At 68.1% G+C, this 24,686-nt stretch carries 24 protein-coding genes and 3 pseudogenes; 2 read left to right on the top strand and 25 right to left on the bottom strand.

Annotated elements, in window-relative coordinates:
- Nucleotides 1–78 precede the first annotated feature (78 nt).
- The 13 genes and pseudogenes from yihA to tet all read right to left on the bottom strand — a co-directional run bounded on the left by yihA (nucleotide 79) and on the right by tet (nucleotide 10,882).
- The gene (yihA, locus tag AC1DSO_RS15415) at nucleotides 79–762 is read right to left on the bottom strand and encodes a ribosome biogenesis GTP-binding protein YihA/YsxC (RefSeq protein WP_477069649.1); all 684 of its coding nucleotides are present in this window, start codon (nucleotides 760–762) and stop codon (nucleotides 79–81) included.
- A complete protein-coding gene (yidC, locus tag AC1DSO_RS15410) occupies nucleotides 759–2,618 on the bottom strand; it encodes a membrane protein insertase YidC (protein WP_477069648.1) in 1,860 nt (619 codons plus the stop codon). Before yidC ends, yihA begins: the two co-directional genes overlap by 4 nt.
- A 7-nt stretch (nucleotides 2,619–2,625) precedes the next feature.
- Entirely contained in the window at nucleotides 2,626–3,090 is a 465-nt protein-coding gene (gene rnpA / locus AC1DSO_RS15405) for a ribonuclease P protein component (protein ID WP_477069647.1), read from the bottom strand.
- Between the two features lie 93 nt (nucleotides 3,091–3,183).
- A complete protein-coding gene (gene rpmH / locus AC1DSO_RS15400; protein WP_012284717.1) occupies nucleotides 3,184–3,318 on the bottom strand; it encodes a 50S ribosomal protein L34 in 135 nt (44 codons plus the stop codon).
- A 227-nt stretch (nucleotides 3,319–3,545) separates the two neighbouring features.
- Nucleotides 3,546–4,541: an NADPH:quinone oxidoreductase family protein gene (locus AC1DSO_RS15395; protein WP_477069646.1), complete on the bottom strand. Its 996-nt coding sequence runs from the start codon at nucleotides 4,539–4,541 to the stop codon at nucleotides 3,546–3,548.
- A 142-nt stretch (nucleotides 4,542–4,683) separates the two neighbouring features.
- Nucleotides 4,684–5,760 (bottom strand): annotated as a pseudogene (locus tag AC1DSO_RS15390) (alpha/beta hydrolase); the annotation flags it as partial.
- A 172-nt stretch (nucleotides 5,761–5,932) separates the two neighbouring features.
- Nucleotides 5,933–6,568 carry a TetR/AcrR family transcriptional regulator gene (locus tag AC1DSO_RS15385; protein WP_477069645.1) on the bottom strand — a complete coding sequence of 212 codons (636 nt, stop codon included), beginning with the start codon at nucleotides 6,566–6,568 and terminating at the stop codon, nucleotides 5,933–5,935.
- Nucleotides 6,569–6,802: 234 nt separating this feature from the next.
- Nucleotides 6,803–7,054 (bottom strand): DUF2164 domain-containing protein, encoded by a 252-nt coding sequence (locus AC1DSO_RS15380; RefSeq protein WP_477069644.1) that lies wholly within the window; start codon nucleotides 7,052–7,054, stop codon nucleotides 6,803–6,805.
- A gap of 125 nt (nucleotides 7,055–7,179) precedes the next feature.
- The gene (locus AC1DSO_RS15375; RefSeq protein ID WP_477069643.1) at nucleotides 7,180–8,574 is read right to left on the bottom strand and encodes a flavin-containing monooxygenase; all 1,395 of its coding nucleotides are present in this window, start codon (nucleotides 8,572–8,574) and stop codon (nucleotides 7,180–7,182) included.
- Between the two features lie 145 nt (nucleotides 8,575–8,719).
- The gene (locus tag AC1DSO_RS15370) at nucleotides 8,720–8,866 is read right to left on the bottom strand and encodes a hypothetical protein (protein ID WP_477069642.1); all 147 of its coding nucleotides are present in this window, start codon (nucleotides 8,864–8,866) and stop codon (nucleotides 8,720–8,722) included.
- 53 nt (nucleotides 8,867–8,919) lie between these two features.
- Nucleotides 8,920–9,228 (bottom strand): hypothetical protein, encoded by a 309-nt coding sequence (locus tag AC1DSO_RS15365; RefSeq protein ID WP_477069641.1) that lies wholly within the window; start codon nucleotides 9,226–9,228, stop codon nucleotides 8,920–8,922.
- 57 nt (nucleotides 9,229–9,285) lie between these two features.
- Nucleotides 9,286–9,612, bottom strand: coding sequence for a hypothetical protein (locus tag AC1DSO_RS15360; protein ID WP_477069640.1), 327 nt, complete (start codon nucleotides 9,610–9,612; stop codon nucleotides 9,286–9,288).
- A 34-nt stretch (nucleotides 9,613–9,646) separates the two neighbouring features.
- Complete coding sequence (tet, locus tag AC1DSO_RS15355) at nucleotides 9,647–10,882, bottom strand: Tet(A)/Tet(B)/Tet(C) family tetracycline efflux MFS transporter (protein WP_477069639.1); 1,236 nt, start codon at nucleotides 10,880–10,882, stop codon at nucleotides 9,647–9,649.
- 96 nt (nucleotides 10,883–10,978) lie between these two features.
- Between tet and tetR the strand changes: the two genes are divergently transcribed.
- The gene (gene tetR, locus AC1DSO_RS15350) at nucleotides 10,979–11,602 is read left to right on the top strand and encodes a tetracycline resistance transcriptional repressor TetR (RefSeq protein WP_477069638.1); all 624 of its coding nucleotides are present in this window, start codon (nucleotides 10,979–10,981) and stop codon (nucleotides 11,600–11,602) included.
- Here the strand turns inward: tetR and AC1DSO_RS15345 are convergent.
- Nucleotides 11,587–11,698: pseudogene (locus AC1DSO_RS15345) on the bottom strand (hypothetical protein); the annotation flags it as partial. The gene tetR and the pseudogene AC1DSO_RS15345 overlap by 16 nt on opposite strands.
- Before the next feature lie 33 nt (nucleotides 11,699–11,731).
- Nucleotides 11,732–13,060 (bottom strand): PQQ-dependent sugar dehydrogenase, encoded by a 1,329-nt coding sequence (locus AC1DSO_RS15340; protein WP_477069637.1) that lies wholly within the window; start codon nucleotides 13,058–13,060, stop codon nucleotides 11,732–11,734.
- 76 nt (nucleotides 13,061–13,136) lie between these two features.
- On the opposite strand from AC1DSO_RS15340, the gene AC1DSO_RS15335 reads away from it, so the two are divergent.
- The gene (locus tag AC1DSO_RS15335; RefSeq protein WP_477069636.1) at nucleotides 13,137–13,802 is read left to right on the top strand and encodes an arylesterase; all 666 of its coding nucleotides are present in this window, start codon (nucleotides 13,137–13,139) and stop codon (nucleotides 13,800–13,802) included.
- Nucleotides 13,803–14,070: 268 nt separating this feature from the next.
- Here AC1DSO_RS15335 and AC1DSO_RS15330 read toward each other — a convergent pair whose 3' ends face one another.
- The 10 genes and pseudogenes from AC1DSO_RS15330 to AC1DSO_RS15285 all read right to left on the bottom strand — a co-directional run bounded on the left by AC1DSO_RS15330 (nucleotide 14,071) and on the right by AC1DSO_RS15285 (nucleotide 24,685).
- Nucleotides 14,071–17,160: an efflux RND transporter permease subunit gene (locus AC1DSO_RS15330; RefSeq protein WP_477069635.1), complete on the bottom strand. Its 3,090-nt coding sequence runs from the start codon at nucleotides 17,158–17,160 to the stop codon at nucleotides 14,071–14,073.
- An 11-nt stretch (nucleotides 17,161–17,171) separates the two neighbouring features.
- On the bottom strand, nucleotides 17,172–18,272 hold the full coding sequence (locus AC1DSO_RS15325) for an efflux RND transporter periplasmic adaptor subunit (RefSeq protein ID WP_477069634.1): 1,101 nt from the start codon (nucleotides 18,270–18,272) through the stop codon (nucleotides 17,172–17,174).
- A gap of 200 nt (nucleotides 18,273–18,472) precedes the next feature.
- Entirely contained in the window at nucleotides 18,473–18,925 is a 453-nt protein-coding gene (locus tag AC1DSO_RS15320) for a hypothetical protein (protein WP_477069633.1), read from the bottom strand.
- 95 nt (nucleotides 18,926–19,020) lie between these two features.
- Nucleotides 19,021–19,377, bottom strand: a complete 357-nt coding sequence (locus tag AC1DSO_RS15315; protein WP_477069632.1) for a hypothetical protein — start codon at nucleotides 19,375–19,377, stop codon at nucleotides 19,021–19,023.
- Nucleotides 19,378–19,574: 197 nt separating this feature from the next.
- Complete coding sequence (locus AC1DSO_RS15310) at nucleotides 19,575–19,931, bottom strand: hypothetical protein (RefSeq protein ID WP_477069651.1); 357 nt, start codon at nucleotides 19,929–19,931, stop codon at nucleotides 19,575–19,577.
- A 205-nt stretch (nucleotides 19,932–20,136) separates the two neighbouring features.
- Nucleotides 20,137–20,190: pseudogene (locus tag AC1DSO_RS15305) on the bottom strand (hypothetical protein); the annotation flags it as partial.
- Nucleotides 20,191–20,371: 181 nt separating this feature from the next.
- A complete protein-coding gene (mgrA, locus tag AC1DSO_RS15300; RefSeq protein WP_477069631.1) occupies nucleotides 20,372–21,409 on the bottom strand; it encodes an L-glyceraldehyde 3-phosphate reductase in 1,038 nt (345 codons plus the stop codon).
- A 128-nt stretch (nucleotides 21,410–21,537) separates the two neighbouring features.
- Nucleotides 21,538–22,266, bottom strand: coding sequence for a FadR/GntR family transcriptional regulator (locus tag AC1DSO_RS15295; RefSeq protein WP_477069630.1), 729 nt, complete (start codon nucleotides 22,264–22,266; stop codon nucleotides 21,538–21,540).
- 187 nt (nucleotides 22,267–22,453) lie between these two features.
- Nucleotides 22,454–24,025, bottom strand: coding sequence for a sodium/sugar symporter (locus AC1DSO_RS15290; protein WP_477069629.1), 1,572 nt, complete (start codon nucleotides 24,023–24,025; stop codon nucleotides 22,454–22,456).
- 48 nt (nucleotides 24,026–24,073) lie between these two features.
- Complete coding sequence (locus tag AC1DSO_RS15285) at nucleotides 24,074–24,685, bottom strand: 2-dehydro-3-deoxy-6-phosphogalactonate aldolase (protein WP_477069628.1); 612 nt, start codon at nucleotides 24,683–24,685, stop codon at nucleotides 24,074–24,076.
- Nucleotide 24,686: the final 1 nt, after the last annotated feature.

Raw genomic sequence — 24,686 nt, 5'->3', positions numbered from 1 at the left:
ACCGGGCTTGGCCCCTGGGTCCCGGACAGCCTCTGCGAGGCTTCCGGGATGACACGGTTGGGGCGGTCGAGTCTCAGCTCACTCGTCGATGCACAACCGGACGATCTCGGCGCGCAGTTCCGGCATGCCCATGCCCTTTTCGGCCGAGGTGGCCAGCACGCGCGGGAAGGCCGCCGCGCGCTTGGCGATGGCCTTCTGGGTCTCGGCCACGACCTGGTCGACTTCCGCCGGCTTGATCTTGTCGGCCTTGGTCAGGACGATCTGGTACGAGACCGCCGCCACGTCCAGGGCGTCCAGCGCCTCCAGGTCGACCTTCTTCAGGCCGTGGCGGGCGTCGATCAGCACATAGACGCGCTTCAGGTTCGGGCGGCCGCGCAGATAGGCCCGGCCCAGGTCCTGGAACTTGTCGGCGATCGAGCGCGAGACGCGGGCGAAGCCGTAGCCGGGCAGGTCGACCAGGCGCACCTGCTCGGCCAGCAGGAAGAAGTTGATCTCCCGCGTGCGGCCCGGCTCGTTCGAGGCGCGGGCCAGGTACTTCTGCCCCACCAGCCCGTTGATCAGGCTGGACTTGCCGACGTTGGAGCGGCCGGCGAAGGCCACTTCCGGAAGATCGGAGGCGGGCATGGTGTCCATGCGCACCGCGCCCATCATGAACGAGACCGGCTGGGCGAAGAACACCCGCGCCGCCTCGATCTCGTCTTCCGTGAACCCGGGCGCGCCCGGCAGCACGGTGGGAACCTTGGGAGTGAGGTCCTCGCTCATCCGGTCGCGCCGACGGTCTTGCCCCGCAGCTGGGCGATGATCTTGTCGATCGGGTTCTCGACGCCGTAGCGGCGCATCATCACGTACTGCTGGACGATGGTCAGGATGTTGCTCCAGCACCAGTAGATCACCAGGCCCACCGAGAACTGCGACAGGGTGAAGGTGAAGATGATCGGGAACAGCTGGAAGATCCGCTGTTGCATCGGGTCGCCCGCCGGCGGGTTCATCGCCGTGGTCAGCCACATGGTGAAGCCGTACAGCAGCGGCCAGACGCCGATGTGCAGGGTGGTCGACAGGAAGGCGCCAATCAGCGGGGCGTGGGCCGGATCCCACGGGATCAGGCCGAACAGGTTGAAGATCGTCGTCGGGTCGCGCGACGACAGGTCATGGATCCAGCCGAAGAACGGCGCGTGGCGCATTTCGATGGTGACAGTCAGCACCTTGTACAGCGAGTAGAAGACCGGGATCTGCACCAGCATCGGAAGGCAACCCATCATCGGGTTGATCTTCTCCTTGGCGTACAGGGCCATCATTTCCTGCTGCTGTTTTGCAGGGTCGTCCTTGTGCTTGGCCTTCAGCTTCTCGACCTCGGGGGAGATCTTCTTGATCTTGGCCATGCTCTCATAGCTCTTGTCCGCCATCGGATAGAGGATGAGCTTGAGCACCACGGTCAGCAGCATGATGGCCAGGCCGAAGTTGCCGACCAGCTTGTAGAAGATCTCCAGGATGTTGAAGATCGGGCGGGTGAAGAAGCGGAACATGCCCCAGTCCACGGCGTCGTCGAAACGCGGGATCTCGGCCTTGGCGGTGCTCCAGAACTCCCAGATCGCCGGCGGGGTCGTCGCGCCGTACTCGTACTTGCGCAGCAGCGGCACGGTCTTGGCGCCGGCGAACAGGCGGGTCTTCTGGGTCAGGGTCGCGCCCGGGTTCAGGGCTTGGGTCGGGCCGACGAAGTTGACGTCATAGATGTCGGTGCCACCGGCCTGGGTGACGCGATACTGGGCCTTGATGGTCTGGTCCTGGGCGGGGATCAGCGCCGCCAGCCAGTACTTGTCGGTGATGCCCGCCCAGCCGCCGACCGAGTCGAAGGTCGTCAGCGGCTTGTCCTTCTTCCACTTGCCGTACTTGTTCAGCTCCAGCTTCTGGTCCTTGCCCGAGCCCAGCACGCCGATGGCGCCTTCGTGGACGATCTGGGTCTTGCCCAGGTGCTCGGTGATGCCCTGGCGCTGGACGGTGGCGTAGGGGGCCAGCTGCAGGCCTTGGGTCCCGACGTTGCGGACGCTGTCGGTGACCGTGAACATCGCCTGGTCGTCGACGGAGATCACGCGGGTGAAGTTGAGGCCGATGCCGTTGTCATAGGTCAGGGTGACGGGCGAGTTGGGGCGCAGCACCTGGCCCGGCGCGGCGGTCCAGACGGTGCGGCTGTCGGGCAGGCCCGGCAGGTTGGCGCCCGCCCAGCCGAAATCGGCGAACCAGGCGTGCTCGGCCCCTTCCGGACGGAAGAGCTCGACCGGCGGCGAGTTCTTGTCGATCGTCTCGTCGTACTTGCGCAGCAGCAGGTCGTCGATGCGGCCGCCCTTCAGGGCGATCGAGCCCGACAGGGCCGGGGTGTCGACCACGATCCGCGGGCTCTGCGCCTTGGCTTGATCGCGCGACAGGCGCAGCGGCGCCGGATTGCCGTTGGCGTCCAGCGTCACGCCCGGCTGGGTCGCCAGCTTGGCGCTGGCGACCTTCTTGGCCTGAAGCTCGGCCTCGGCCTTCTTCTGCTGCGGACCCAGGATGAAGAACTGGTACCCGATCAGGATCACGAACGCGCTGACGATGAACATCAGCGTGTTTTTGTTGTCGTTCTGCATGGAGCGCTTAACCGGAAACTTTGAGATCGGGTTGTTGGGAAGAGGCGACTTCGGACGTGACGTCTTTGGATGGGGCGCCGGACGACGGTTGCGGGACTTTGGCTCCCGCCCGATCGTGCTCGGCGGCGAGGCTTATCAGCGCGGTTTTGACATCGTCAAGCAAACGCCCCCATTCGCGGGCGGTCGTGCCGCCGCGCGCAATGAACACATAGTCGTGCGAAGGCCGCGCATGAAGGGGCAGGACGAGGCGGGCGGCCTCGCGCAGGCGGCGCTTGGCGCGGTTGCGCTGGACCGCGCCGCCGATCTTCTTGGTGGCGGTGAAGCCGACCCGGACGGTCGGATCCTCGTCGGGGCGCTTGCGCATCTGGATGAAGACGGCGCCGCGCGACAGGGCCGGGGCCTTGGCCGCCAGCAGGAAGTCGGGGCGTTTGCGTAGGCGCTCGAACTTCAGGTCAGGCCGTGGTTCAGACATGAAAAAAGCCGCCTTTCCGGCGCAAACCTGAGGACAGGTTCTTGGAAAAGGCGGCTTTGATCATGGTCTCGCCTCCCGGAGGAGGAAGAGCAATTAGGCGGTCAGGCGCTTGCGGCCCTTGGCGCGACGGCGCGCGACGATCTTTTGGCCGTTCTTGGTGGCCATACGCGCGCGGTAGCCGTGACGGCGGGCACGCACGAGCTTCGACGGCTGGAAGGTGCGCTTCACGACGTGGCTCCGAAATGCAAAACGTTGAACGCGGTGACTTAAGTCCCCGCGAGTGAGGGGCGGTGGATAGAAGAACGGGGCGGGGATGTCAACCTGAGTCGGTTCAGGGACTTACGAACTTGCCCCCTCCGCGCTCCGCGCTCCTCCCCCGGAGGGGGAAGAAGATAGGCGCGCCCTTCTTCCCCCTCCGGGGGAGGAGGATGCGCAGCATCCGGAGGGGGCAAGTCCTACGGAACGATCACCGCCTTGCCCACCACCTTCCGCTCGGCCAGCAGCTCGAACGCCTCGCGCCAACGCTCCAGCGGCAGCTCCGCGTGCACATGCGGCCGGATCACGCCCTCGTTGGCCATCCGCCACACCGCCTCCGCATTCTCCCGCCCCTTGTCCGGAAACTGGCGGCCGTACTCGCCGGCGCGCACGCCCATCACCGAGAAGCCCTTGATCAGCGGCATGTTGACCGAGATCGTCGGGATCCTTCCTGACGTGAAGCCGACCGCCAGCAACCGCCCGTCGAAGGCGATGCAGCGGACGCTCTCGTCGAACACGTCGCCGCCCACGGGGTCGTAGATCACGTTGGCCCCGCGACCGCCGGTGATCGCCTTCACCTTCTCGCGGAAGCCGCCGGTGACGTTGACCACGGCGTCGGGGGCGTAGAGCGCCTGCACCGTCTCCAGCTTAACGTCCGAGGCCGAGGCGGCGATCACTCGCGCACCCAGGGCCTTGGCCAGGTCGACGGCGGCCAGGCCCACCCCGCCGGCCGCGCCGTGGACCAGCACCCACTCGCCCGGCTCCAGCCGCGCCCGCCGGACCAGGGCGACATAGGCGGTGAGGTAGGCCGCGCCATAGGCGGCGGCCGCGGCGAAGGATAGCCGCGCGGGCTTGGGCTTCAGACCCTCGGCGGCCAGCACGGCGTATTGCGCGAACCCGCCCAGCCGCGCCCCGCCGACCACGGCGTCGCCGACCTGGAAGCTCGTCACGCCCTCGCCCAGCGCCGCGACCTGACCGGAGAGGTCCAGGCCGGGGATGAAGGGCAGGGGCGGCTTGAACTGGTACTCGCCGCGCGTCATCAGCAGGTCGGGAAAGTTGACGCTGGCCGCGCGGACGCGGACCAGAACCTCGCCGGGGCCGGGCGTGGGCGCGGCGACCTCGCGGACGGCGCAGCCGGCGAAGTCGGGAGCCAGGGCCTCGACGACCAGGGCGCGCATGGTGGGGGGAAGGGTCATCGAGCACCTCGATGCAAAAATTGGCGTGTCATCCCGGCCGCAGCGCAGCGGAGAGCCGGGACCCAGGGCAACCGCACGGGGCTTGGCCCCTGGGTCCCGGACAAGCCCTGCGGGCTTTCCGGGATGACACGGATTTGGTGCGTTAAGCCGTCCGCCGGTCGAACATCTCCCGCACCAGCCCCGCGATCTCGCGGCAGGCCCCATCGGCCGCCGGGATCGCGCCGGTGAACGCGGTGAAGCCGTGCGCCAGGCTGTCGTAGCAGCGGTACAGCACCGGCACGCCCGCCGCCTGCAGGCGCTGAGCGTAGGCCTGGCCCTGGTCGACCAGAGGGTCGAAGCCGGCGGTGGCGATGACGGCGGGCGCCAGGCCCGACAGGTCCTGGGTCTTGTCCGGCGACAGGCGCGGATCGGCCGGATCGGCGTCGGCGCCCATATAGTGGCCCATGAACCAGTCCATCACGCTGCGGGTCAGCGGATAGGCGTCGGCATAGGTGGTCATCGACGGCGTCTCGCTGGCCACGTCGACGGCGGGATAGATCAAGAGCTGCAGGGCCGGCGCCGGCTCGCCCTTGCGCTTCATCTCCTGGGCGAGGACGGCCGCGAAGTTGCCGCCCATGCTGTCGCCGCCGATGGCCGGGGCGACGGGTGGCGCGCCAAAGCGGCTGGTGTTGTCCCGCGCCCAGCGATAGGCGGCCAGCACGTCCTCGAGGCCGGCCGGGAACTTGTGGTCCGGCGCCAGGCGGTAGTCGACCGAGATCACCACCGTGCGGGCGATCCGCGCCAGGATCCCGCAGAAGGCGTGGCAGGCCTCCAGGTCCCCGATCACCCCGCCGCCCATGTGGGCATAGACGATCAGCGGCGCGTCGGGGTCCTGGTTCTCGGGACGATAGGCGCGGCACGGGACCGGGCCGTTCGGACCCTCGATCGACAGGCTCTCGGTGCGCACGCCCGGCTCCAGCGGCCCTTGGACGGCGGCGAAGGCCTTGGCGCTGCCGGCCACCGCCTCGGCCGGCGACAGGCTTTCCATCGGCGGCATCTTCTTGCCCGCGTGGGCGAAGAACTGAAAGCGCGGGTCCAGCGTGCGGCCGCCCTTGTAGACGACCCCGCCGCCCGACATGGCCCGCAGGATCGGGCTGGGCAGCGACAGGATCAGCTTCAGTATGGTCTTCTGGGCGGCGTCCGAGGCCATGGTTTCCCCCACTCTCTTTGTTGTTCTTACGATCTTGGGCCTAGGGCCGCGGCCCGGCCAGAAATATCCGTGTCATCCCGGCCGAAGCGAAGCGTAGAGCCGGGACCCAGGGGCGACCGCTGTGCGCCGGCCCCTGGGTCCCGGACAAGCCCTGCGGGCTTTCCGGGATGACACGACGAAGTGGACAGGCCATTCGCGGGCCTCACAACCTAGGCAGGGCGGGCAGGCCGCCCAGGATCAGCTTGACGGCGAAGTCGGCCGCGCCCTCGGTGTCGACCGGTCGGCGCTCCAGCATCTTGTCGCCGATCTCGCGGGCCACGGCGATGCAGGCCGAGGTCAGGTAGTCCAGGTCCACCGGCGGGGCGTGCTCACGCTCCAGCACCCGGGCGAAGGCGTCACGGACTTCGTCGAACACCGCCGCCACCTCGGGCGTCAGGCGGGCGTGCGGGATCTGCTCGCCGGCTGGCCGGTTCAGGCGCCAGCTCTCCTGCTCGACGGCCACGAAGTTGAAATAGGCCAGGATCGCGCCGCGCACGAACGACTCGAAGTCGGTGGCTTTCTCGGACTGTTCGCGCAGCAGGGGCCGGAAGCGCCGGGCGCCGTCGTCGGCCAGGGCGTCGAACACCTCCTCCTTGGACTTGTAGTAGTTGTAGAAGGTGCCCGAGGCCAAACCCGTGCGGCGGATGATGTCGCGCACCGTGGCGGCGTCATAGCCCAGCTCGCCGAACACCTCGCGCGCGGCGTCCAGGATCGCCTGGCGGTTGGCGACCTTGGTGCGTTCCCGCTTGCCCGGCCGTTGATCGACATGGGGCTTGGGGAAGTAAGCGATATTCGACATGGGCCGCGACTCGAAGGCGGGACGATGGTGACGCCCCGTCAGGATCACAGCCTTACTCTGGGGCAGGTGGCAAGGGGCTTGGTTTGGGCGCCCACCATACCCCAACCTCCCCGGCGAAAGCCGGGGTCCAGATCGAACCCACGAGCGCCCGACGCGCTGACACGACGCATCCCGGATCATCCCAAGGCGCTCAGGATGGATCTGGGCCCCGGCGTTCGCCGGGGAGGTCGGGATTTAGAGAGGTTTTAAAGGCTGCTCGATGTCGTAGACCGCCTCGCTGATCGCCTCCAACTTCTCGCGGTACAGCGCCGAGGCGTCGTGGAGGCCCTGGTTGTAGTAGTAGGGTCCCAGTCGTTCGCTGACGAAGTCGAGCAGGAACTCGGCGTCGAAACCCTTCACGTCCAGGTCCAGCTCGGACTTCAGGTAGTCCGAGAGCCCGCCGACCAGTTTGGCGCGGGTGTCCTTGTCGAAGGTGATCTTGGGCATGGGGGCTCCTTTTGGGGAGAGGTAGCTCACTTGCCCCCTCCGCGCCTACGGCGCTCCTCCCCGGAGGGGGAGGAAGGCGATCCCCTTCCGCCCCCTCCGGGGGCGGACGACCATGCGGAGCGTGGTCAGGTGGGGGCCAGCAGCGGTTCCATCTTGATCTCGGCCAGCGCCGGCACCGGCAGTTTGCCGCGGTGGCTGCGCGCCCGGGCCTCGCCCTTGGCGATCTCTTTCTTCAGGTCGGCGCAATAGACGTTGAAGTCGACCTGAATGGTGTGGCGGTCGGACTTGTAGAACTGGCCGGTGTGCCGCTCTTCGTCCTTGGCGATGATCCGGACCACCTCGGCTTCCGGCGGCGGCGCGTAGGTCCCCGTCAGATAGGCCGCCRCCAGCTTCGCCTGTTGCTCGGCGAAGTTCACCAGGGTCGGCAGCGGCTGGGCCAGACCCATGAAGAACAGGTTGGGGATGCCCGGCTTCATCATCCGCTTGAACAGCGGGAAGCGGTGGTCGGCGTCGGGCTTCAGCGCCGGATCGTCGAAGAACGGGAAGCTGATCTTGTAACCGGTGGCGAACACGATGGCGTCGACGTCCTCGACGCTGTCGTCGGCGAAGCGCACCCGCTTACCCTCCAGCGCCTTGATCGCCGGCTTGAACTTGATGTCGCCGCAGCCGGCCCGGGTCAGGAACTCGCCCGACACCGACGGATGCGCCTCCAGCGGTTCGTGGTCGGGCTTGGGCAGGCCGTAGTCCTCCATTTTACCAATAGCTTGCTTGATCACCTTGCGGGCGATGGACAGGCCCAGCTTGCGCGGTATCCACGCCGGCATGGCGCTTTTGTCGGCCGGCTTGCCGTTCAGGTACTTGGGAAACACCCAGACCCCGCGCCGGGCCGAGACCCAAAGGGTCTTGGCGATCGGCCGCTGGGCCAGCTCGCTGGCGATGTCCATGGCCGAATTGCCCATGCCGACGACCACGACATTCTTGCCGCGCATGTCCACGGGATCGAACGGGTCGCTATAGGCGTGGGCGTGGAAGGCGGGGCCGTCGAACTCGCCAGGATAGTCCGGGATCCGCGGGTCCCAGTGGTGGCCGTTGCAGACGAACAGCACGTCGTAGAGCCGGGTCTCGCCGGTCGACAAGGTCACCGACCACAGGCCCTCGTCGGTGCGGTGGGCGCGCTCGACCCGGGTGTTGAAGGTGATCGTCTCGCGCAGGCCGAAGTGGTCGACATAGTCCTTGAAGTACTGGAACAGTTGGGCGTGGTGCGGGAAGTCGGGCCAGCCCGCCGGGACCGGGAAGTCCTCGAAGGCCAGCCGCCACTTGCTGGTATCGATGTGCAGGCTCTCGTAGCAGGCCGACATGCCGTTGGGGTTCTTGTAGTACCAGTTGCCCCCGATCTCGTCGGACATCTCGAAGCAGTCGTAGGGGACGCCGAGGTCCTTCAGCCGCTTGATCGTGGTGAAGCCGCTGCAGCCCGCGCCGATCACGCACGCCTTGGGGAGCTTTTCGGCTGTTCCGCCCATCCTGGCCCGCCCATCCCGACTTATCATTGTTCAGGTGAGCATACCGGCGTTATGCGGCACGGCAAGCGGCCGTTGGGGAAGGCTTGGAATGCAAAGCGCCCGCCTCTTGCGAGACGGGCGCTCCGGCTTTCACCCGTCGGTCAGCCTAGCAGCAGGGGCCGCCGTTGCAGCAGGCTGCGCCGAGGGCGCAGCAGGCTTCGACGGCCTTGTGAACGGCGTMCGGCGCGGCGGCGTAGGCGGCCGAGGCGGAGGCGAGCAGCGCGAACGCCGCGATCGAGACGATGCGTTTCATGATTTGAGATTCCGATTTCAGGTTGATGGAAATTCGTCCTGGAAATGCGGGTCTCAACGGGGCGGAGGCGGCTCCGGCGTGATGCTGCGGCCGACGAGGCGGGGCGCGGGAAGTGGTTCAGGCGACGCAGTCTCGAGGCGGACCGGTTCGGCAAGGGTCTCGAGGGGCGCGGGAACCGCCACGCAGGCGGTGACGCAGACCTGCGGACACATCGACTTGTCGAGGTCGTGGCATGGCGTGTCCGGGCAGCAGTCCATCGGCATGGCCATGGCTGGCGCCAGGGGCGACACGACCAGCAGCACCGCCGCCAGCAGGGACAGCAGTCGCGCGAGCATGCGGACACGGATCGCCGGGGCGGTCATGCGGTTACGATAGCCGCTGACGGACTGGCGGCAAGCCGCCTTGTCCCCTTACGGGGATCACCGTCCGAACCGCACGGGCGCGTAGGTCGCCGTGCAGCTGGCGCTGCACTGGGCCCAGCGGCCGGCGCAGCCGTCATCGTCGCCGCCGGATTGGCAGAAATAGAGGGTCTTGGAGCAGGTCGCCTTGCACTGCTGGGTGTCGCCGGCCGGCCGGGCGCTGGCCAGCGGGATCGGGGCGGGCAGGACGAAGCTGGGCGCGGCGATCGGGGCCTGGATCGGGGCGAGCATCTTCTTGGGCTTGGGCTGGGCCGGGATCGTCGCCTGGCCGCCGACGGCCGGACCGGCCACGGCGAGGATCAGCAGGACGAACAGGGCGCGGCGCATGGGGACACCCTAGCGAGAGGGGGTAAAGGCCCGATTAACCATGTTCGCCTCGCGCCTCGCCCGCCTCGACAGCCGGAGGCTTGGAGAGGAAGATCGGCAGGCACATCAGCCCCAGCACCGCGCCGAGGGTCCAGACGAGGCCCGGGAACCAGGCTCGGCTGGCGAAATAGGCCTGGGCGATGACGACGGGGCCGATCACCGAGGCCAGGCTGGCCAGGCTGGCCAACACCCCTTGCAGGCGGCCCTGCTGGTCCTCGTCGACCTGGCGCGACAACAGCGACTGCAGGGCCGGCTGGCCCACGCCGCCCAGGCAGAACATCGGCAACAGCAGGAAGGCCATCCAGCCCTTGGTGGCCAGGGCGATGGCGACATAGGCGAAGGCGTCGGACACGATGCCGATGACCAGGGCCCGCCGCTCGCCGAACCGTTCCGAGATCGGGCCGGCGACGAACGCCTGGGCCAGGGCGTGGAACAGGCCAAAGCCGGCCAGGGAGAAGCCGATGGTCCAGGGATCCCAGGCGAACTTGTCCTCGCCGTACAGCACCCAGATCGTGCCGCCGACCTCGCCGACGATGTTCAGCGCCGCATAGGCGACCATCAGCGGCAGCAGGGCCGGGAAGGCGGCCGCCCAGCGCAGCGACGCGAACGGGCTGAAGGCGGCGCGGCCGATGGGCTGGCCCTCGGTCTTGCCCAGGCTCTTATGCGACTCCGGCAGGACGAACAGGGCCATCAGGAAGTTCAAGCCGTTCAGGGCCGCCGCGGCCAGGAACGGCGCACGCACCCAGTACCCGCCCAGAAAGCCGCCCAGCACCGGCCCCAGGATGAAGCCGATCCCGAACATCGCGCTGAACAGGCCAAAGCGCCGGGCCCGCTGCTCTTCCGGCGTGATGTCGGCGATATAGGCCTGGGCCACGGCCATGTTGGCCCCGGTGATCCCCGCGATGGCGCGGCCGACGAACAGCCAGGCCAGGCTGGGGGCCAGGGCCATGAACACGTAGTCGATCGCCGCCCCGGCCAGCGAGACCAGCAGCACCGGCCGGCGGCCGACCTTGTCGCTGATCGCCCCCAGCACCGGCGAGCACAGGAACTGCATCAGGGCGTACAGCCCCAGGAACGCCCCGAACCGCCAGCCCAGGTCACCGGTATGGCCGACCTCGCGCAGCAGGCGCGGGATGATCGGCATGACCAGGCCGATGCCGGCGACGTCCAAGGCCACGGTGGCCAGGATCAGGGGGAAGGCGAGTTTCGAGCGGTTACCCAAAGGGCGCATATGCAAATTTATCATCGATAAAGTTCCTTATCGGCGATAAAGTCCGGATCGGCCGCGCGGTCAAGTCGATTCATATGGGGGCTTCGGAACAGCGAGATGAAGGTCGATCGTCGGCGCATCCTGGAGACGGCGCTGGAGCTCCTGAACGAGGTCGGGGTCGACGCCCTGTCGACCCGGCTGATCGCCGAGCGCCTGGGCGTGCGCCAGCCGGCCCTCTACTGGCACTTCAAGAACAAGCGCGCGCTGCTGGACGCCATGAACGGCGAGATCCTGGCGCGAGCCCACGAGGCGCGCGTCCCCCGGCCCGGCGAGACCTGGCAGGACTTCCTGCGCCGCAATGGCGGCAGCTTCCGCGCCGCCCTGCTGGCCTATCGCGACGGGGCGCGGGTCCATGCCGGCACCGAGGCCGCGCCCGACGACCTGGACCATGTCGAGGCCCAGGCCCTGGTCCTGGTGCGGGCGGGGTTCTCGCCGGCCCAGGCCATGCAGCTGTTTATCGCGGTCAGCCGCTACGTGGTCGGCTGCGTGCTGGAGGAGCAGGCCTCGCCCGCGACCGGCTCGACCGAGCAGGCCCGGCTGGACGAAGCCGCCCAGGCCTATCCGATCCTGGCCGAGGCCATGGCCCACTATCGCGAGAGCGGCCACGCGGGGCTGTTCGAGCGCGGCCTGGACCTGATGGTGAAAGGAGCCGAGGTAGAGCTGAAAACCCCTCTCCCATAGGGAGAGGGAGGGGCCCATCGCGGGAGCGATGGGAGGGTGAGGGGTTACGAGGTTTGGCGGCATGTAGGCGCTCCGTCGGACGCCGTAACCCCTCACCCCAACCCTCTCCCTATGGGAGAGGGAGCAAGGTCATTGGGCCGAACTCACCCGCCAGATCACATTTCCCACATCGTCGGCCACCAGCAGCGCGCCCGACGCATCCACCGTCACGCCCACCGGCCGGCCTTGGGCCTTGCCGTTGGCGTCCAGGAACCCCGTCAGGAAGTCCTCGACCCCGCCGGCCGGCTTGCCGCCGCTGAACGGCACGAAGATCACCTTGTAGCCGGCCTGCGGCTTGCGGTTCCACGAGCCGTGCTGGCCCACGAACACGCCGCCGCGGTAGCGGGGCGGGAAGCTGCCCCCCTCGTAGAAGGTCAGGCCCAGCGAGGCGGTGTGGGCGCCCAGGGCGTAGTCGGGGACGATGGCCCGTTCGACCAGGTCCGGGCGACGGTCCTTGTCCTTGACCCGCTTGTCGACGTGGCGGCCGTAGTAACTGTAGGGCCAGCCGTAGAAGCCGCCTTCGCGCACCGAGGTCATGTAGTCGGGCACCAGGTCGTTGCCCAGCTCGTCGCGCTCGTTGACGGCGGTCCACAGCTCGCCGTTGGCCGGGTTCCAGTCCAGGCCATTGGGGTTGCGCAGGCCCGAGGCGAAGACGCGCTTGGTTCCCGTGATCGGATCGACCTCGAGGATCGCCGCGCGCTCGGTTTCGGCGTCGATGCCGTTCTCGCCGACATTGCTGTTGGAGCCGACGGTGGCGAACAGCTTGGTCCCGTCCGGGCTGGCCAGGATGTTCTTGGTCCAGTGGTGATTGATCGGTCCGCCCGGCAGGTCGGTGACCTTATGCGGCGCGGCGGTAATGCGGGTCTGGCCGTCGGTGTACGGGAAGGCGACGATGGCGTCGGCGTTGGCCACGTATAGCGTACCGCCGATCAGGGCCATGCCGAACGGCGAGTACAGGTTGGTCAGGAACGGCGTCTTCAGCTCGGCCACGCCGTCGTGGTCGGCGTCGCGCAGCAGGGTGATGCGGTTGGCGCTGGGCACGCCGGCCCCGGCCTTCTTCATCAGCAGCGTCTCGAAGAACCCCTTGATCCCCTTCGGCTTGTCGTTGCCCGCCGGCTTGTTGCTCTCGGCCACCAGCACGTCGCCGTTGGGCAGGACCAGCAGCCAGCGCGGATGGTCCAAGCCGGTCGCGAAAGGCTGGACGCGGAAGCCGGCCGGGGCGCGGGGCGTCACGCCCGCCGGCCAGCCGACTACCTCCGAAACCTTAACAGTGGGGAAGAGCGTGCGATTGGGCTCGGGCAGGGCCGGGTTGGGGCCGTAGCCGACGGAACCGCCTTGCTGGCCTTGGCTTTGGCCGCAGGCGGCGAGGGCCGCGAGCGCACCGCCGACGATCAAGATTTCGCGAAGCCTGCGACGCATGGCCGCTTTCCTTCTTCATCCAGTGTTCAGCGCAAAGCGGATCTACTCGACGCGCGTAGTTGATACGGGTTCGACCATGGTGAAGTTCCAATCCAACACCATTAATCGTCGTCGTCTTCTGGCTGGTTTTCTGGCCCTAGGCGCGCCAAGCGCCGCCCTCGCGTCACCGCACGGAAGGGCCCTCAAGCCACCGTCTCCGCCGCTGGTCACCCTGCTGGGCGATTCGATCACGGCGGGCCTGGGCGTGGCGAGCGACCTGGCCCTGCCCGCGCGGCTTCAATCGGTGCTCGGCCAGATGAGCGTGCACGCGCGGGTCTTCGGATTCGGCGCGCTGGGCGACACCACCTTGGGCGGCCTGTCCCGGGTCGCGCGGGTGCCGGCCGGAACCTCGGTCTGCGTCGTGGCCTTGGGCGGCAATGATCTGCTGCAGGGCGCCGAGCCGTCGTGGACTCGCGCCAACCTGCGGGCCATCGTCCAGCGGCTGAAGGAGCGGAACATCCGCGTAGTGCTCGCCGGAGTCAGGGCCCCGGCCCTGCTGGGCGTCGACTACGCCCGCCGCTTCACGGCCCTCTATCCGGAGCTGGCGCGCGAGCAGGGCGTGTTCTTCGCGCCGGACTTCTTCACGGGCGTGATCGGGGTCTCGCGCTACATGCAGCGCGACGGCATCCATCCCAACGCCGAGGGGGCGAGGATCATCGCCGAACGGCTCGCGCCGGTGGTGGCCCAGGCGCTGCGGGGGTGAGTTAGCTAAGTTCCCTCTCTCATAGAGAGAGGGAGGGGCCCATCGCCCATGGCGATGGGAGGGTGAGAGGTTTCACCGTCAGCCGGAAAATCCCGAGCTTTTCCATCAGACCTTTCAAGCTGGACTCCCGCCGCGGCCAGTCATCAACGTCCGTTGTCTTCGTCAGAGCTCTATTCGGAGAGAGTGTAACCTCTCACCCTCCCACCGCTGCGCGGCGGGCCCCTCCCTCTCTCTCAGAGAGAGGGAGACAGCGTCCGACGCGGATCCCCTACTCCGCCGCTTCCTTCAGTTCCGGCTTCGTGACCGCCACGTGGTGGTGGCCGCCGAAGATGCGGCGCATCAGGCGTTCCGAGCGGGTCTTCAGGCCGTCCATCAGGATGAAGACCACCGGGATGTAGAGCAGTGACAGCAGGGTCGAGGTGATCAGGCCGCCGATGACCGCGATGGCCATCGGAGCCCGGAACTCGACTTCCGCGCCAAGGCCGACGGCGGTGGGCAGCATGCCCGCGCCCATGGCCACGGTGGTCATCAGGATCGGCCGGGCCCGCTTGTGCGCGGCGTCGATGATCGCCGTGCGCTTGTCCATGCCGTGTTCCTTCATCGCCATGATCGCGTACTCGACCAGCAGGATCGAGTTCTTGGCCGCGATGCCCATCAGCATCAGGATCCCGATCAGGGTCGAGATCGAGAAGCTGGAGTGGGCCAACACCAGCAGACCGAAGGCGCCGCCGATGGCCAGGGGCAGGGCGACCATGATGGTGATCGGGTGGGCGAAGCTGCGGAACAGCAGCACCAGCACGACGTACATCAAGAGGATGCCGGTGATCAGCGCGCCGACGAAGCCGCTGACCATCTCGGCGATGAACTCGGCGTCGCCGGCGGCCACTTCCTTGACGCCGTTCGGCAGGGTCTTGACCGAGGGCAGGGCGTGGACGCGCTTGGCCGCGTCGCCGACGACGATGCCGTCCAGCTCGGCCGTGATGGTGGCCACGCGCGAGCGGTCCTGGCGGTCGATCTGCGAGGGGCCGGCGCCGAAGCGCACGTCGGCCACCGCGTTCAGCGGCACCGAACCGGTCGCCGACGGCACCTGCAGCGTCTGCAGGACAGCGATGTCCTCGCGGGCGCTCTGGTCCAGGCGCAGGCGGATCGGCACCTGGCGGTCGCCCAGATTGTACTTGGGCAGGTTCTGGTCGACGTCGCCGATCGTGGCCACGCGCACGGCCTGGGAGATGGCTCCGGCCGAGACGCCGGCGCGGGCGGCCTGGTCGGGCTTGGGCGTCACGACGATCTCGGGACGGGCGATCGCGGCGGTGTTGACCACGTGGGCCAGGCCCGGCACGGCGCGCATCTCGGCCTCGACCTTACGGGCCGCGGCCTCCAGGGCCGGACCGTTGTCGCTGAGCAGGCGTAGGGTGTAGCTGCCGCCGCTGGACGGGCCGCCGCCGTTGTTGCTGCCCGCGCCGATCCGCGCGCCGGGGATTTCGGCGAACTTGTCGACCATCTGGCGGCTGAACGCCTGCTGGCTGATCCGCTTGCCCTTTTCGGTCAGGTCGGCGGTGATCTGGCCCTTGTTGACGGCGTTGCCGCCGACCGAGGCGTAGACGCTGATCACCTCGGAACGGGCGCGCAGTTCGCGGGTGACGCGCTGCACGACGCGGTCGGTCTCGTCCAGGGTCGCGCCCGGCGGCAGCTCGACCGAGAACTCGGCCCGGCCGCGGTCGGCCTGGGGCTGGAACTCGAACGGCAGGCGGGTGGCCAGGAAGATCGAGAACGCGAACATCGGGATGCCCATCGCCAGCACTTTCCAGCGATTGCGCAGGCCCCAGTTCAGGCTCTTGAGGTAGGGACCCATCCATGCGGGGTCCTTGTCCTCGTGCTTGTGGTCGGCCTTCAGCATGTAGGCGCCCATCAGCGGCGTCAGCAGGCGGGCGACCACCAGCGAGAACAGCACCGAGATACAGGCGGCCAGGGCGAAGGCCTTGAAGAACTGGCCGATGATGCCCGGCATGAAGCCGACGGGGGCGAACACCGCCACGATGGTGAAGGTGGTGGCCACGACCGCCAGGCCGATCTCGTCGGCCGCCTCCATGGCCGCCGCGTAGGGACTTTTGCCCCCGCGCATGTGGCGGACCATGTTCTCGATCTCGACGATGGCGTCGTCGACGAGAATGCCGACGGTCAGCGACAGGGCCAGCAGGGTGACGCCGTTCAGCGACTGGTTCATCGGCGCCAGCACCGCGAAGGTCGGCAGCAGCGACATCGGGATGGCGACAGCCGACAGCAGGGTGGCGCGCCAGTCGCGCAGGAACAGCAGCACGACCAGCACGGCCAGCACGGCCCCGATGATCAGGGCTTCCATCGAGGCGATATAGCTCTCCTCGATGTATTTCACGTTCGAGGTGATCTCCTCGATCTGCAGCTCGGGATGTTCCTTGTCGAGCTTCTCGATGGTCTTGCGGACCTTCTCGGCGGTCTGGACCTCAGAGGCGCCGCGCGAGCGGATCATGTTGAAGGTCACGACTTCCTGGCCGTCGAAGCGCGCCAGCGAGCGAGGCTCGGCCCAGTGGTCGGTGACCGCGCCGAGGTCGGCCAGGCGCACTGTGCCGCCTGAGGGCAGGGGCACGCGGGTCTCGCGCAGCTGCTCGACCGAACCCGCCGCGCCCAGGGTGCGGATGGCGCGCTCGGCGCCGGAGATGGTCACCCGGCCGCCGGGCAGGTCGGCGTTGGACGAGACCAGGGCCTGGCTGACCGAGGCGGCGGTGACGCCCTGGGCGGCCAGGCGGTCGGGATTGAGAGCGACCTCGATCTCGCGGCTGACGCCGCCCTGGCGATTGACCTCGCCGACGCCCTTCAGCGCCAGCAGGGCCCGGCTGACGTCGTTGTCGACGAACCAGCTGCGCTGTTCGGGCGTCAGGGTCGGGGCCTTGACGACATAGGTGATCAGCGGGTCGCCCGAGATGTCGATCCGGGTGACAATCGGCTCCTGCATGTCCTGGGGCAGGGAGCCGCGCAGGTTGGACATGGCGTTGCGCACGTCGTTGGTGACGCGCTCGTGGTCCACGCCCAGCTCGAACTCGATGAACGTGGTCGAGGCGCCGTCGACGACGGTGGAGTTGATGTGGCGCACCTGGCCCAGGCCCGCGATCGAGTCCTCGATCAGGCGGGTGACTTGGGTCTCCAACTCGCTGGGCGCGGCGCCGGGGCGCACGGCCGTGACGACGACGAACGGCAGGTCGACGTCGGGGTTGTTGTTGATCCGCATGCCCTTGAAGCCGGCCACGCCCGCGATGGTCAGCAGGATGAACAGCAGGATGACGGGGATCGGGTTCTTGATCGCCCAGGAAGAAATGTTGCGCATGGGGCGCGTCCTCAGCGAGCGGGCTTGGAAGGCGACGAGGACGCGGGCGAGAGGCCCACGCGGACCAGATCGCCTTCGCCCAGGAAGCCGGCCCCATCGACCACGACCCGCTCGCCGGCGGTCAGGCCGGTGGCGGCGACGCGGTCGCCGGTGTTGGCCAGGATGGTGATGCGACGGAAGTGGACCTTCTTGGCCGAGTCAACGACGAACACGCCCGGCCGGTTCTCGCGATAGAGCACCGCGGCGCTGGGCACGACCAGGGCCGGCTGGTCGCCGGCGTCGATCGTGGCGCGGGCGAACATGCCCGGGCGGAAGCCGCCCATCGCCGACAGGGTCACGCGGGCCACGCCCAGGCGGTTGGTGGCGTTGACCTCGGAGGTGACGATGCGGACATGGCCCGTCATCTCGCCGACCTTCTCGGAATAGATCTTGGCGGGCATGCCGGGCTTGACCGAGGCCAGGTCGGTTTCCGGGATCTCGGCGTCCAGCTCCAGGCGGCCGTCGCGGACGATGCGGAACAGCTCGCTGCCGGACGTGACGATCTGACCCTTGGTGACGCTGCGGCGGCTGATCAGGCCGCCGACCGGCGCGCGGATCGAGGTCTGTCCCAGGCGCGCGGCGGTCTCGCCCCGGGACGCCTCGGCGGCGGCCAGGTTGGCGGCGGCTGTGCCTTGCTTGGCGGTGGCGGTGTCCAGCGAGGCTTGGCTCAGATAACCCTTGGCCTGCAGCTCGCGGGCGCGGCCCAGGGCGGCCTGGGCCTCGGCCAGCGTGGCCTTGGCGCTGGCGACGCTAGCCTGCTGCTGGCGCAGCTGGGCGGCGATGACGCTGTCGTTGAGCTGCACCAGCACCTGGCCGGCCCGGACGATCTGGCCTTCCTCGGCATTGACCGACACGGCGGTCAGGCCACCGGTTTCGGCGCCGACCGGCACCTCTTCCCACGGCGAGATGGTGCCGGTGGCGTTGATCTGGCGCGAGATCGGCTGGCTGGAGACCGGGGCGACGCTGACGGTGGCAGAGGCGGTCGGAGAAGCCTTCTCCGTCTTCGGCTTCTTGTCGCCGCAGCCTGACAGCGCGATCGCGCTCACGCCCAGGACCAAGACCAGCGCGCTCAAGTTCGGGCGGCGCCCATTGATCCGGTAAAGCACGATCATCCCCAGCACTGTTGAAAGCCCGTGGCCTTCTAGCCGACAAACCCACGGTTGCTGAGTTAATTTGCCGTAAGACGATAAAAATCGAAGCGCTGCCCGTCTCTGCTTGCGAGAGAAGGGAACGCCCCGGCTCGTCTGCGGGGGAGTGAGGCAGGCGTTCGAAGCTATGTCAGCGGGGCTTCAGGGTGTGAGGACTTCGGAGCCAGGCGCCGGCGCGGCAGAGCGCCGCAGAACAGCGCGGCCATGGTCAGGTAGCTGAAGACGCCGCCGCCGGCGATCAAGCTGGCGCGATTGGGAATCTTGGGATCGACCAGGGTGGCCAGCATCAGGGTCAGGGTCAGGCCGTGAAAGCCGCATGCCCACATCGGCCACCAGCGGTTCGACCGCATGGCGATGAACAGCAGCACCAGCATCAGGGCCACGTCCACCAGGAACACCGCGGTCTGCGGCCCGAACCGCTGATGGCTGTTGTAGAGAAAGCCGGTGGCGAACCAGGCGAGGATCATGGCGGCGCCAGCCAGGCGTTCAGGCCAGCCGCCACGCCATAGCGCCACGCCGGTCGCGATCAGCAGCGCGGCGAGACTGGCCCACTGGTAGAGGTAGCTAAGGGGCGACATCGCGCCAGGGTGGCGTCTTTCCGCCAGATTGCAACGATCCTCGCTGACCGGGATCGGCGAGGATCTGGCGTTGCGCCCAGGAGCACAGTGGTTTTCTAGGCGGCGATGGTCAGGCGACCGTGCGTCTTGGTCATGCCCTCCGGCTTGACGGGCGCTTCGCCGAAGCCGTCGTCGAAGGACACGGCCGAAAGGCCGATGTCGCGCTGGGCGACCGTCAGGTGCTTGTGGGTGGTGACGATGCCTTCACGCGCCACGCCGAGGGCCTGCATCGTGGTGATGGCCGACATGATGGCGTCCTGGCCGATCAGGGCCGACAGGTTGGCGGCCTGGCGGCTGCTGGGCATCAGGGCGGCGAGGGTGGCGGTCGTGGCGATGGCGGCGTCGATGGCCTTTTCGGCGGCGAACAGGGCTTCGGCCACGGTTTCGGCGGCCGCACGGCGTTGCTTGAGCATACGAAGTCTCCCTCACGCCGACGGTGTCGGCGCATTGCCAGATGTTGATGATGGTCGGATTGCTCGCCCGGTTCCGCGGGCGATGCGGTCTTAGGGGAAGAGACCTTCCAGGGCGTGGAGCCCCGCCAGGATCGAACCGAACGCGAAAGCGGTCACGATCATCACGGCCGCGATGAAGGCCAGCCTCAGAGGCAGGCTCAGATGATTGGGTCTTGCTCCTCCAAGTCCGATGAGGAGGAGTCCGACAGGAACGTCTCGTCCATCACCGCGCTGGCGATGCACAGGATCTCCCGCATCACCAGTTCGTTGGGCTTGAACGAAGCCTGCTTGCGTGTGGCCGCCACCAGGTCGTGCACCATCGCCGCGCCAGCCGGGCTGGCCGAGAGGCTCTGGAGCTGGCGCTCGAGCTCGCTCCAGGTGATCGGGGGCAGCATCTCGGCCGAATTCAGCCGGGGCCACATGTTCTGGAAGCTCGACACTTCCTGGCGCAGGTGAGCGGCGCGGCCGATCGCGTCCTTCTGGTGGGGTGTCAGTTCGTTTTGCTGGGGGGACAATTCGTTCACTGGGAACTCCTTCCTCGATGCGGTCATCTGACCGTGAGGAAGGGCGTTCGCCTAGCCGGGCCGGATCGGACCCCGACGCGATCGGAGGGGGGGCGCCCCCCTGATGGACCCCGTGGTGCGCTCTGTCGAAGACCCGGCGCGCGGCGTCGTAGCGGTCGGCCGCCCCGAGCCGGCGGCGCGCCTTGTCCAGATGCCAGTCGACGGTGTGTTTGGAGAGGCCCAGCTCGCGGGCGATCTCCTTGGAGCTCATGTGGCGGTCGACGAGTCGGAGACACTCCCGCTCACGCTCGGTGAGGCGGTCGAGGCCATCGACCTGATCAGAAAGGGAAGGGTCACCCTTGTCCATCGTGAGGGGAACTTTAGGCGAACGTTTCGGTTCGGCAAGCCGCCGGAACATTAAACCTTTGCTATTATGGTTACGGTCGACACGTTCAGGTGAGGTCCGACGACACCTTCCACAGGTCGACGCCGCCTTCCGAGGCGTGGCGGTCGATCTCGGCCAGCTCCTCGGGCGAGAACGAAAGGCCGTTCAGCGCCGCCAGCGAGTCTTCCAACTGCGCCACCGTGCGCGCGCCGATCAGGGCCGAGGTGACGCGCGGATCGCGCAGCACCCAGGCCAGGGCCAGCTGGGCCAGGGTCTGGCCGCGCCGCTGGGCGATCGCGTTCAGGGCCTTGATGCGATCGAGATTGTCCTGGCTCAGCAGGTGGCCGCCGAACGACCCATTCTTGGCGGCGCGCGAGTCCGCGGGCGCGCCGTTCAGGTACTTGTTGGTCAGCAAGCCCTGGGCCAGCGGCGAGAAGGCGATGCAGCCGACGCCCAGGTCGTCCAGGGCGCCCAGCAGCTCATCCTCGATCCAGCGGTTGAGCATCGAATAGGACGGCTGGTGGATCAGCAGCGGCACGCCCTCGCTCTTGAGGATGGCGTGGGCCTGGCGGGTCAGTTCCGGCGAGTAGGACGAGATCCCGACGTACAGCGCCTTGCCCTGGCGGTGCAGTTGGGCCAGGGCGCCCATGGTCTCCTCCAGCGGCGTCGTGGGGTCGACGCGGTGCGAGTAGAAGATGTCGACATAGTCGACGCCCATCCGCTTGAGGCTCTGGTCGCAGCTGGCGATCAGGTACTTCCGCGACCCCCCGACACCGCCGTAGGGGCCCGGCCACATGTCCCAGCCAGCCTTGGTCGAGATCACCAGCTCGTCGCGATGGGCCTTGAAGTCGGTGGCCAGGACCTTGCCGAAGTTCTCCTCGGCCGAGCCGTAGGGCGGGCCGTAGTTGTTGGCGAGGTCGAAGTGGGTGACGCCCAGGTCGAAGGCCCGGCGCAGGATGGCGCGGCCGGTCTCGAACACGTCGGCCCCGCCGAAGTTCTGCCACAGGCCCAGCGAGATCGCCGGCAAGTCCAGGCCGCTGCGACCGGTGCGGCGGTAGGGCATGGACGCGTAGCGGTCGGCGGCGGCGACGTAGGGGGTCTGCATGGGGTCCTCTCGAACATGTCATCCCGGCCGCAGCGTAGCGGAGAGCCGGGACCGCGGCAGGCGCGGCGTTTCTTGCGGTCCCGGATCGGCGCGCTGCGCGCTTGTCCGGGATGACAGTTTTAACGTCCTTAAGCCTCGCGGCGGGCCGCTTCGCTTTCGGTCGACGGCGAGGCGGCGCGGATCAGCTCCAGCACGTCGACGATGATCTCGCGCATGGCCGCCGAGGCCTTGTCGGCGTCGCGGGCGATGATCGCCTCGGCCACGTCCTCGTGCGAGGGGATCGAGGCGGTGCGGCCCTTGATGCGGTTGGTGAAGCGGATCGAGATGCGCAGGGCGGTGTTCACCAACTCGTGCAGCTCGCGATAGAATGGGTTCTTGGTCGCGCTGAGGATGGCGATGTGGAAGGCGATGTCGGCCGACAGCGGGTCATCCTCGCCCTCGGCGGCGGACTTCATGCGGCGCAGGCCCTTGCGGATCTCTTCCAGCCCCGCCTCGTCGGCGTTGCGGGCGGCCAGGGCGGCGGCGGCCGGCTCGATGCCCAGCCGCATCTCGGTGAAGTCGGCCAGCAGGCGCAGGCTGAACTTGCGCTCCAGCAGCCAGCGCAGCACGTCGGGGTCGAGCATGTTCCACTCGGCCTCGGGCTCGACCACGGTGCCGTGGCGCGGGCGGGCGCTGAGCAGGCCCTTGGCGGTCAGCATCTTGACCGCCTCGCGGGTCACCGTGCGGCTGGCGCCGAACTGTTTGGACAACTCGCCCTCGGTCGGGAAGCCCACCTCGACGTACTCGCCGGTCACGATGGCCTGACCAAGTTGCTCGACCAGACCGTAGGTCAAACTCAGGCCGGGCTGGGTGCGCATCGGCTACTCTTCTTTCCTGCGACGGTGAAACAAACGGTTTCGCCGCTCTGTACCTTGGTTTGCGCCGTTCGCGAACGCGGCGGTTGCGGCTGAATACAGCCTCGCGGCGCGGTTTCGGCAAGGGTGTTCAGACATGTGGTCTGACCAAAACGGAAAAATGGGCGACTCGGACGCCGCCCATCCTTGCTCACCACCAGGTGGCGTAGAGCGCGATCAGGATCAGGATGACCCCGACACCCGCGATATTGAAGCCGGTCGAGGTCTTGTAGCTGACCCCTTCCAGCGTCACGACGCTGACGACCTTCTTCTGCGGCGCGACCAGCGAGACCAGCACGGCCCCGGCCAACGACAGCAGGAAGACCACGCCCACGCGGTTCATGAACGGCATGGTGTAGATCGCCTGCTCCTGCAGGTACCAGAACAGCGCCGACAGGACGGCCGAGCCGATGGCGGCGGTCAGGGCGCCGGCGGTGGTCGCCTTCTTCCAGAACATGCCCAGGATGAAGATCACCACGATGCCCGGCGTGAAGAAGCCGGTGAACTCCTGGATGAACTGGAACGCCTGCTCGGCCCCGCCCAGCAGCGGCTTGGCGGTCAAGATGCCGATGATCACCGCGACGATCGCGGTGATGCGCCCGACGGTGACCAGCTGGCGCTCGCTCTGGCCCGGGCGGGCCTTGGCGTAGACGTCGAGGGTGAAGATGGTGGCGATCGAGTTGATCTTGGCCGCCAGCGAGGCGACGATCGCCGCCACCAGGGCCGCGAACACCAGGCCCAGCAGGCCGGGCGGCAGCAGCTTCATCATCTCCGGATAGGCCTGGTCGGGCTTGATGCCTTGCGGCGCCAAAACGAGGGCGGCGATGCCCGGCAACACCACGATCACCGGCATCAGCAGCTTCAGATAGGCCGCCATGGCGATGCCCTTCTGGGCTTCCTTCAGGTCCTTGGCGCCGAGCGCGCGCTGGATGATGTACTGGTTGAAGCCCCAGTAGCTGATGTTCATGATCCACAGGCCGCCGACCAGCACCGCGATCCCGGGCAGGTCCTTGTAGTGCGGGTTGTCCTTCGACAGGATCATGTCGAACTTCTCGGGGAACTGGGTGGTCAGCTGGTGGAAGCCGGCCAGCACGTCGCCGCCGCCGATCTTGCCCAGCGACAGCCAGGCGATGATCAGGCCGCCGGTGACCAGCAAGGCCACCTGGACAATGTCGGTCAGGGCCACGGCCTTCAGCCCGCCCCAGATCTGATAGGCCAGGGCGAAGGCGCCGATGGCGGCCAGGGCCCACATCTGGTCCAGGCCCGTGACGGTGTGGATGGCGATCGAGCCCAGCCACAGGATCGAGGTCAGGTTGACGAAGACGTAGAGGCCCAGCCAGAACACGGCCATCAGGGTCCGCACGCTGGGCCCGTACCGCTGCTCCAGGAACTGCGGCATGGTGTAGACGCCGTTCTTCAGGAACACCGGCAGGAAGTACTTGCCGACGATCAGCAGGGTCAGGGCCGCCATCCATTCGTAGGACGCGATGGCCAGGCCGATGGCGTAGCCCGAGCCGCTCATGCCGATGATCTGCTCGGCCGAGATGTTGGCGGCGATCAGCGAGGCGCCGATCGCCCACCAGGGCAGGGCCTTGCCGGCCAGGAAGTAGTCGGTCGAGTCCTTCTCGTGACCGCCCTTGTCGCGCGACACCCACTGGGCGAGGCCGAAGATGGCGACCGCGTAGACCGCGAGCACCGCGATATCGATGGCTGCTAGGTTCATGTTCCTCCCCCTTTGTGGGCTTTTATCGTTAGCGGCCGGTCAGGCCGGCTAGCCGGCGTTCCAGGCCGCGACCAGGGCGGCGGCGCGCTGGCCGACCTCCTGGGCGGTATAGCCCGGACGGTAGAGCTCGCCGCCGACGCCGATGCCGGCGGCGCCGGCCGCGCGCCACGGTTCGAGATTGGCCGCGCCCACGCCGCCGACGGCGTAGACCAGGATGTGGTTGGGCAGCACGTCCTTGACGGCCTTGATGTGACCCGGGCCGAACGAGCCGGCCGGATACAGCTTCAGCGCCTTGGCCCCGGCCTTGACGGCGGCGAAGGCCTCCGAGGGCGTGGCGAAGCCGGGCATGACGGTCAGGCCCAGCGCCACGGCGTGGGCGATGACCTCGGGATCGGTGTTGGGCGTGACGATCAGCTTGCCGCCGGCCGCGGCGACGTCGTCGACAGCCTGGGGCGTCAGCACCGTGCCGGCTCCGCACAGGGCCTTGTCGCCGAAGGCCTCGCACAGGCGCTGGATGCTCTCCAGCGGGTAGGGCGAGTTCAGCGGCACCTCGATCGCCTGGATCCCGGCGCCGACCAGGGCGGCGGCGATGTCGACCACCTCGTCCGGCTTCACGCCGCGCAGGATGGCCACGATGGGGGGCGGGGCGGCGTCGGTCATA

This window comes from Caulobacter sp. P4_E5 (assembly GCF_056401555.1).
This window is presented reverse-complemented; position numbering and strand designations above follow the sequence as displayed.

What these genes read in the sequence shown, in the direction of transcription:
- yihA (WP_477069649.1), bottom strand. Translation starts at nt 762, where the DNA reads ATGAGCGAGGACCTCACTCCCAAGGTTCCCACCGTGCTGCCGGGCGCG.
- yidC (WP_477069648.1), bottom strand. Translation starts at nt 2,618, where the DNA reads ATGCAGAACGACAACAAAAACACGCTGATGTTCATCGTCAGCGCGTTC.
- rnpA (WP_477069647.1), bottom strand. Translation starts at nt 3,090, where the DNA reads ATGTCTGAACCACGGCCTGACCTGAAGTTCGAGCGCCTACGCAAACGC.
- AC1DSO_RS15395 (WP_477069646.1), bottom strand. Translation starts at nt 4,541, where the DNA reads ATGACCCTTCCCCCCACCATGCGCGCCCTGGTCGTCGAGGCCCTGGCT.
- AC1DSO_RS15385 (WP_477069645.1), bottom strand. Translation starts at nt 6,568, where the DNA reads ATGTCGAATATCGCTTACTTCCCCAAGCCCCATGTCGATCAACGGCCG.
- AC1DSO_RS15380 (WP_477069644.1), bottom strand. Translation starts at nt 7,054, where the DNA reads ATGCCCAAGATCACCTTCGACAAGGACACCCGCGCCAAACTGGTCGGC.
- AC1DSO_RS15365 (WP_477069641.1), bottom strand. Translation starts at nt 9,228, where the DNA reads ATGACCGCCCCGGCGATCCGTGTCCGCATGCTCGCGCGACTGCTGTCC.
- AC1DSO_RS15360 (WP_477069640.1), bottom strand. Translation starts at nt 9,612, where the DNA reads ATGCGCCGCGCCCTGTTCGTCCTGCTGATCCTCGCCGTGGCCGGTCCG.
- tet (WP_477069639.1), bottom strand. Translation starts at nt 10,882, where the DNA reads ATGCGCCCTTTGGGTAACCGCTCGAAACTCGCCTTCCCCCTGATCCTG.
- tetR (WP_477069638.1), top strand. Translation starts at nt 10,979, where the DNA reads ATGAAGGTCGATCGTCGGCGCATCCTGGAGACGGCGCTGGAGCTCCTG.
- AC1DSO_RS15340 (WP_477069637.1), bottom strand. Translation starts at nt 13,060, where the DNA reads ATGCGTCGCAGGCTTCGCGAAATCTTGATCGTCGGCGGTGCGCTCGCG.
- AC1DSO_RS15335 (WP_477069636.1), top strand. Translation starts at nt 13,137, where the DNA reads ATGGTGAAGTTCCAATCCAACACCATTAATCGTCGTCGTCTTCTGGCT.
- AC1DSO_RS15330 (WP_477069635.1), bottom strand. Translation starts at nt 17,160, where the DNA reads ATGCGCAACATTTCTTCCTGGGCGATCAAGAACCCGATCCCCGTCATC.
- AC1DSO_RS15320 (WP_477069633.1), bottom strand. Translation starts at nt 18,925, where the DNA reads ATGTCGCCCCTTAGCTACCTCTACCAGTGGGCCAGTCTCGCCGCGCTG.
- AC1DSO_RS15315 (WP_477069632.1), bottom strand. Translation starts at nt 19,377, where the DNA reads ATGCTCAAGCAACGCCGTGCGGCCGCCGAAACCGTGGCCGAAGCCCTG.
- mgrA (WP_477069631.1), bottom strand. Translation starts at nt 21,409, where the DNA reads ATGCAGACCCCCTACGTCGCCGCCGCCGACCGCTACGCGTCCATGCCC.
- AC1DSO_RS15295 (WP_477069630.1), bottom strand. Translation starts at nt 22,266, where the DNA reads ATGCGCACCCAGCCCGGCCTGAGTTTGACCTACGGTCTGGTCGAGCAA.
- AC1DSO_RS15290 (WP_477069629.1), bottom strand. Translation starts at nt 24,025, where the DNA reads ATGAACCTAGCAGCCATCGATATCGCGGTGCTCGCGGTCTACGCGGTC.
- AC1DSO_RS15285 (WP_477069628.1), bottom strand. Translation starts at nt 24,685, where the DNA reads ATGACCGACGCCGCCCCGCCCCCCATCGTGGCCATCCTGCGCGGCGTG.